Here is a 6061-nt window from a genome sequence, read left to right on the forward strand (position 1 = left end):
ACATCATGTTCACCGGGCGGCGGTACGGCGGCAGCGACGCGAGATCCTCGCCGTCGACGAAGATCTTGCCGGAGGTCGCCGTTTCCAGCCCGGCGAGCATGCGCAGCAGCGTCGACTTGCCGCAGCCCGAGCTGCCGAGCAGTGCGAACAATTCGTTCTTCGCGATCGTCAGGTTCACGTTGTCGACGGCCGTGCTGTCGCCGAATTCTTCACGACGTTCTCGATGCGCACGAAGGCGTCGTGGCGTGCGCCGGCCGCGGCCGGCACTTCCGGGAGGAATGGGATCATCGCCGTCGCCCTCAACCGCCCGACTTCAGCTGCAGCCACAGACGGTTCTGCATCCGTGCGACATCGGCGCTTCGCGGCATCGCGAGCGACGTCTTCGCGAGCGTGCCGTCAGGCAGGTAGATGCTCGAATCCTGCGCGATCGCCGGCGTCACGAACGCGCGCGCGGCCTTGTTCGCGCTCGGATAGAAGATCTCGTTCGTGATCGCCGCGTTGGTCTTCGGATCCTCGATGTAGTTGATCCACTTCAGCGCGGCTTCCGGATGCGGCGCATCCTTCGGAATCGCCATCACGTCGAACCACAGCAGGCCGCCTTCCTTCGGATTCACGTAGCGGATTTCGTACGAACGCTTCGCGTCCTGCGTGCGCCGCCGCGCGATGCTCACGTCGCCCGACCAGCCGAGCACGACGCACACGTCGTTGTTCGCGAGATCGTCCGCGTAGCCGGCCGAGCTGAACTGCGTCACGTACGGGCGAATCTTCTTCAGCACGTCGTAGGCGGCCTGGTAGTCGGCCGGGTTCTTGCTCTCCGGATCCTTGCCCATGTACTGCAGCGCCGCCGCGAACGCGGCGTCCGGCGCATCGAGCAGCGAGATGCCGCAGCCTTTCAGCTTCGCCGCGTTCGCCGGGTCGAACAGCAACGCCCAACTGTCGGTCGGCGCGGCGTCGCCGAGCCGCTTGCGGACCGCCTCGACGTTGTAGCCGATGCCCGTCGTGCCCCACGCCCACGGCACGCCGTACTGGTTGCCCGGGTCGGCCTTCGCGATCATCTTCATCAGCGCCGGGTCGAGATTCGCGAGATTCGGCAGCTTCGACTTGTCGAGCTTCTGGTACACGCCCGCCTGGATCTGCTGCGCGAGATAGTTCGACGTGGGCACGACGATGTCGTAGCCCGAGCTGCCCGCGAGCAGCTTGGTCTGCAGCGTATCGTCGCTGTCGTAGCTGTCGTAGCGGACCTTGATGCCCGTCTGCTTCTCGAAGCTGGGCACCGTGTCCTTCGCGACGTACTCCGACCAGTTGTACACGTTCAGGTTGGCATCGCCCGCGTAGGCGGACAGGCTGGCCGCGAAGGCGAGCCCCGCCGAAGTGGCGAGCGCGGCGCGAAGAGCCGGACGACGGCGGATACGGATACGCATGGGGATTCTCCTTGTGATGGGGATCGGCCGTTGCGCCCGGTCCGGTCCGGACTCGCGTCAACGCCGTCGAGCGGTGTTCAGCACAAGGGTCAATGTAGAGATCGCGGCCTGCACCGTCAGTCGTGAAAACCGGGACAAACGGCGACGCCGGTCGGGGCCGTTTGAGTAGATTCCCGCGTAGGCAGTCGAAAATATTCGTGATACCTGTAGCGCCACCTGAATTCTTCGAAACACGACGCCATGAGCGCTGCGCTTCCCGCCCCCGATCTCCCGCTGAACCACGTCGCGTTCGTGACGGAAACGCTCGGCGACATCGCGCAAGCCATCGGGACGCCGCAGTTCATGCGCGCCGTCTACGACACCCTCGTACGCTACGTCGACTTCGACGCCGTGCATCTCGACTACGAACGCAGTGCGTCGTCGGGCCGCCGCAGCGTCGGCTGGATCGGCAGCTTCGGCCGCGAGCCCGAGCTGGTCGCGCAGGTGATGCGCCACTACTACCGCAGCTACGCGAGCGACGACGCAACGTACGCGGCGATCGAAACCGAAAGCGACGTGCAGTTGCTGCAGGTGTCCGCGCAGCGCGTCGCGAGCGAGCTCCGGCATCTGTTCTTCGATGCCGGCGACATTCACGACGAATGCGTGATCGCGGGCATGACGGGCGGCACGCGCTACTCGATCTCGATCGCGCGTTCGCGGCGGCTGCCGCCGTTCCTGCTGAAGGAGCTGAGCCTGCTGAAACATCTTTCGCAGGCCGTGCTGCCGATGGCGTCCGCGCACAAGCGCCTGCTCGGCGCGATCCCGGCCGACGAAGGGCAACGCGACGAGCTCGATCCCGACCTCGTCGCGCAATGGCTGCCGGAATGGCAGGAGCGGCTGACCGCGCGCGAGATGCATGTGTGCGCGTCGTTCATCCAGGGCATGACGTCGGCCGCGATCGCGCAGGCGATGGGGCTCAAGACGTCCACCGTCGACACGTATGCGAAACGCGCATTCGCGAAGCTCGGCGTCGAGTCGCGCAGGCAGCTGATGACGCTCGTGCTGAGAAACGCGTCGCGGCGGCACGACGCGTAGATTCTCCCGGGCGCCGCGCGCCTAGCGCAGACCGCCGGCCCGTTGCGCGCGCATCCATCTCCGCGCCGCCTCATAACGATTCGAAAATTTGTTGGTTCCCTTGACGATGCGCTGTCCGTATCGTTCACCGACTCGTCAGACACATCGACCAACGGGGGAATCCGACCATGAAACGAATCCGCTCATTCGCCCTGCTCGCGCTGCCGGCCGCGCTCTACGCCGCCGGCGCGCACGCGCAAAGCAGCGTCACGCTGTACGGCATCGCCGACGCTGGCATCGCCTACGTGCACAACGCACAGAACGCGAGCGGCAACGCGTCGAGCCTCGTCAAGTTCAGCAGCGGCAACCTGTCGGGCAGCCGCTGGGGGCTGCGCGGCATCGAGGATCTCGGCAGCGGGCTGTCCGCGCTGTTCCAGCTCGAGAACGGCTTCAACATCGGCACCGGCGCACTCGGCCAGGGCCAGCGCGAATTCGGCCGCAAGGCCGTCGTCGGCCTCGCGAGCAGCACGTACGGCACCGTCACGCTCGGCCGCCAGTACGATCCGGTCGTCGATCTCGTGCAGGGCCTCACGCAGGACAACTACTTCGGCGGCGTATTCGCGACGCCGGGCGACCTCGACAACTACGACAACAGCCTGCGCGTCAGCAACTCGGTGAAATACACGAGCCCGCTGATCTCGGGCTTCCAGTTCGCGGCGCTGTACGGCTTCGGCGGCGTCGCGGGCGCCACCGGCAACGGCCGCACGTACAGCGTCGGCGCGAGCTACGCGAACGGCCCGCTGTCGCTCGGCGCCGGCTTCTTCTACGCGAACGGCGGCTCGACGGTCGCCAATGGCGTGCGCACGTGGTCGAGCAGTTCGGACACGCTGTTCAATACCGTGATCAACCAGGGCTTCTCGAGCGCGAAGTCGATCCAGATCGTGCGCGTGGCCGGCCAGTACGTGGCCGGGCCGGCGACCTTCGGCCTCGCGTATTCGAACACGCAGTACGGTGCGGACACGCTGTCGGCATTCAGCCAGAACGCGAAGTTCAACAACGGCTCGGCGTTCTTCAACTGGCAGTTCTCGCCGGCGCTGCGCGCGGGCGTCGGCTACAACTACACGTCGCTGACGGGCCCGGCTTCCGCGCACTACAACCAGGTGAACCTCGGCGCGGATTACGCGCTGTCGAAACGCACCGACCTGTACGCGCTGTTCGGCTATCAGAAGGCAAGCGGCAACACGCTCAACGCGAGCGGCGCGACCGTGAAAGCCGCCGCGTCGGTCGGCTCGTACGGCGTGAACGCCGGCACCGATACGCAGGAACTCGCGATCGTCGGGATTCGCCACAAGTTCTGATCGCGACGTCGCATCGCGACAGCCAGGCAGGCGCGCACCATGCGTTTACAGTGTCCGCGCTCCCGTTCCAGACGTTCGGATCGACTTGGCGTTCAAACCGGGCAACTCGGTTACCGTACGTCGAAACACCGGCCTAATGCCGCCGCATTCCACCACCCCCGCTCATGCCGCCGAACCGATGCATGCCGCCGAATCCATGGCCACCGCCGCCGAGAAACGGGCCATGGTGAAAGCCTGCCCCGATCGGCATGCCGAAGCGGCGATGATCCATCCGGTTGAAGTGATCGACATGATCGAAGTGGTGGAAATGACGGAAACGATCGACGAAGATGAAGCTCACGCCCGCGCCGATGAAAAGCGGCGGCCCCCAGTACCATGGGTCCGCATACGGATAGGCCGCCGCCGGGTACCACAGCACGCTGCCGTCGGCACTTTGCACGATCTGCCATGTGCCATCGCTTTGCAGACACGCACGCCCCACGATTTGCTGCTCCGTACCGTCGATGTTCGCTTGCGCGACGACCGCGCGGCAGTTCGTGCCGTAGTCCGGTGGATCATCATACATTTGCGCAAAGACGGACGCGGAAAAACCGAGACAGACGATACCAATCCCGGATCGAATCAAGTTGCACATGATCGGCTCCTGCATTGTTGCCCCCGACCATTCGACCGCCGGCGCCAATGGCGGCGCCCGGCATATCGATTTGATTGCGCAAGATTCATCGCGCGGCGGTAACGGCCTGCCGCTTCGTATCGGTCTCCTGACGGCTAAACGATGCAGCACGCCACGTTATTCCAGGGGTCTGGATGCGAATGAACGGAGCGGGAACCCTCGGCAATCGTTGCCGCGGTTGTCGTCCGGCCTAGCGTCTGGCGAGGCGGTAGACAACTGCTGCCGTGACCCCGAATACCAGATGGGCCACCAGCGTGATCGCGCCGCGTACCGGGATGAACCACGGGAAGATCGCCGTGAAGGCGTACAGGTTGACGCCGTACAGGATGAGCCCGAACGCGCCGCCTGCGAGCAGCGCGGCCCCGAGCGACATGTTCCGGACCACCTTCGCCAGCACGGCCGCATAGGCAAGCGACAGCGCGGCATGCACGAGTGTCGCGACACCCACGACCAGCGGATCGAAGCCGGCGGACGAGCCGAGCACGCCGCGCCCCATCACGATGGCTGCCGTCAGGCGCGCGTCGCGGAGCAGGTTCCGGATGGCGTCATCGCCGGCGATCGACCAGAGCGGCAGCTCGATGACGGTCGACCCGACCGCCGCGCCAAACGCTGCCCAGAGAATCGGGACCGGACTGGTTCGTTTCAATTGGCGCCCCCATCGCGACCGGCCGCTGCGTCGAAGCGGCGTGCGACCCATCCGCTCCGATTCCGATCGGGCAACCTGTGCCCGCGATACCGAACCGGGCGGCCACGCAAAGTCAGGATGCCCCTTCGCAGTCCGTCCAGTACGCAAACGGATCGCGATGTTTGGGATAGTGCTCGTCAAGCCATTTCAGCAACGTCGCGCGCGCATTGTCCATATCGGCTTTCAACGACGAGGTCGTCAATTCGTGCACTTCGATGGACTTTTCCCGATCGATCACGAAGCAGTTCCAGTCGGGGCCATCGAGATCCGGATCGTCGGACGCCTTCGACGACTTTCCCCAGCCGAACCCCTTGCGCGCGTCGATGAAGTACCGCGGGTTCACTTTCAGATACGACATCTCGCCGCCCTGCAGGCTGCTCTCCGCGCGCAGCACATCGTGTCCGTCGACGATCTGCGTGACTTCCGGAAGCCGGCGCGAGCGCCATCCGGCAGGCAGCTTCGCGATGGCCTGAACGCTGTCGTACGTCCCCCACTCGAGGCCCCACGCTTCGGCCATGCGCTTCATGAACGCGTCCGCGCCCGGATAGCCGCGCAACTGGATTCTGGTCGACAGCGTCACTTCAACCCGACCGTTGGCGTCGGTGGACACATCGTCTCCCGCCGCTTCGAACGGATTGCCCGGACGTGACGCGCTCTTCGCGTCCGCCGGCGCAATACCCGAGAACAACTGATCGAGCGCGGCACGCGCTTTCGACGACTTGTCTGGTCTGTTCATCGTGTACCTCCCGTGCATCCGATCGGCTGCAAAATTTCTCGATTTACGTTCATCTCTCCAACCTCATCGTTTTCCGCGGTCGCATTGTCGACGATCCCGCGGCCCATCTCCATGTATCCAGGCACGGGCCCCAAG

General features: G+C 65.1%; 6 protein-coding genes and 1 pseudogene. 2 read left to right on the top strand and 5 right to left on the bottom strand.

Features of this window, described 5'->3' with window-relative positions; genetic code table 11:
* Nucleotides 1–288, bottom strand: a pseudogene (locus GD429_RS39780) (ATP-binding cassette domain-containing protein); the annotation flags it as partial.
* An 11-nt stretch (nucleotides 289–299) separates the two neighbouring features.
* The gene (locus GD429_RS39785; RefSeq protein WP_152865684.1) at nucleotides 300–1421 is read right to left on the bottom strand and encodes a polyamine ABC transporter substrate-binding protein; all 1122 of its coding nucleotides are present in this window, start codon (nucleotides 1419–1421) and stop codon (nucleotides 300–302) included.
* Nucleotides 1422–1661: 240 nt separating this feature from the next.
* On the opposite strand from GD429_RS39785, the gene GD429_RS39790 reads away from it, so the two are divergent.
* Together GD429_RS39790 and GD429_RS39795 are read left to right on the top strand one after the other, a co-directional pair.
* Complete coding sequence (locus tag GD429_RS39790) at nucleotides 1662–2495, top strand: helix-turn-helix transcriptional regulator (protein WP_152865686.1); 834 nt, start codon at nucleotides 1662–1664, stop codon at nucleotides 2493–2495.
* 167 nt (nucleotides 2496–2662) lie between these two features.
* A complete protein-coding gene (locus GD429_RS39795; protein WP_152865688.1) occupies nucleotides 2663–3832 on the top strand; it encodes a porin in 1170 nt (389 codons plus the stop codon).
* Nucleotides 3833–3965: 133 nt separating this feature from the next.
* Here GD429_RS39795 and GD429_RS39800 read toward each other — a convergent pair whose 3' ends face one another.
* From GD429_RS39800 to GD429_RS39810, 3 genes are all read right to left on the bottom strand, one after another.
* On the bottom strand, nucleotides 3966–4466 hold the full coding sequence (locus GD429_RS39800) for a hypothetical protein (RefSeq protein WP_152865690.1): 501 nt from the start codon (nucleotides 4464–4466) through the stop codon (nucleotides 3966–3968).
* A 229-nt stretch (nucleotides 4467–4695) separates the two neighbouring features.
* Nucleotides 4696–5151, bottom strand: coding sequence for a sodium:proline symporter (locus GD429_RS39805; RefSeq protein ID WP_152865692.1), 456 nt, complete (start codon nucleotides 5149–5151; stop codon nucleotides 4696–4698).
* Between the two features lie 112 nt (nucleotides 5152–5263).
* The gene (locus GD429_RS39810) at nucleotides 5264–5926 is read right to left on the bottom strand and encodes a nitroreductase (RefSeq protein ID WP_152865694.1); all 663 of its coding nucleotides are present in this window, start codon (nucleotides 5924–5926) and stop codon (nucleotides 5264–5266) included.
* Nucleotides 5927–6061 lie beyond the last annotated feature (135 nt).

The sequence above is a fragment of the Burkholderia sp. BE17 genome, from assembly GCF_009362305.1.
GTDB classification, from domain to species: Bacteria; Pseudomonadota; Gammaproteobacteria; order Burkholderiales; family Burkholderiaceae; genus Burkholderia; species Burkholderia pyrrocinia_C.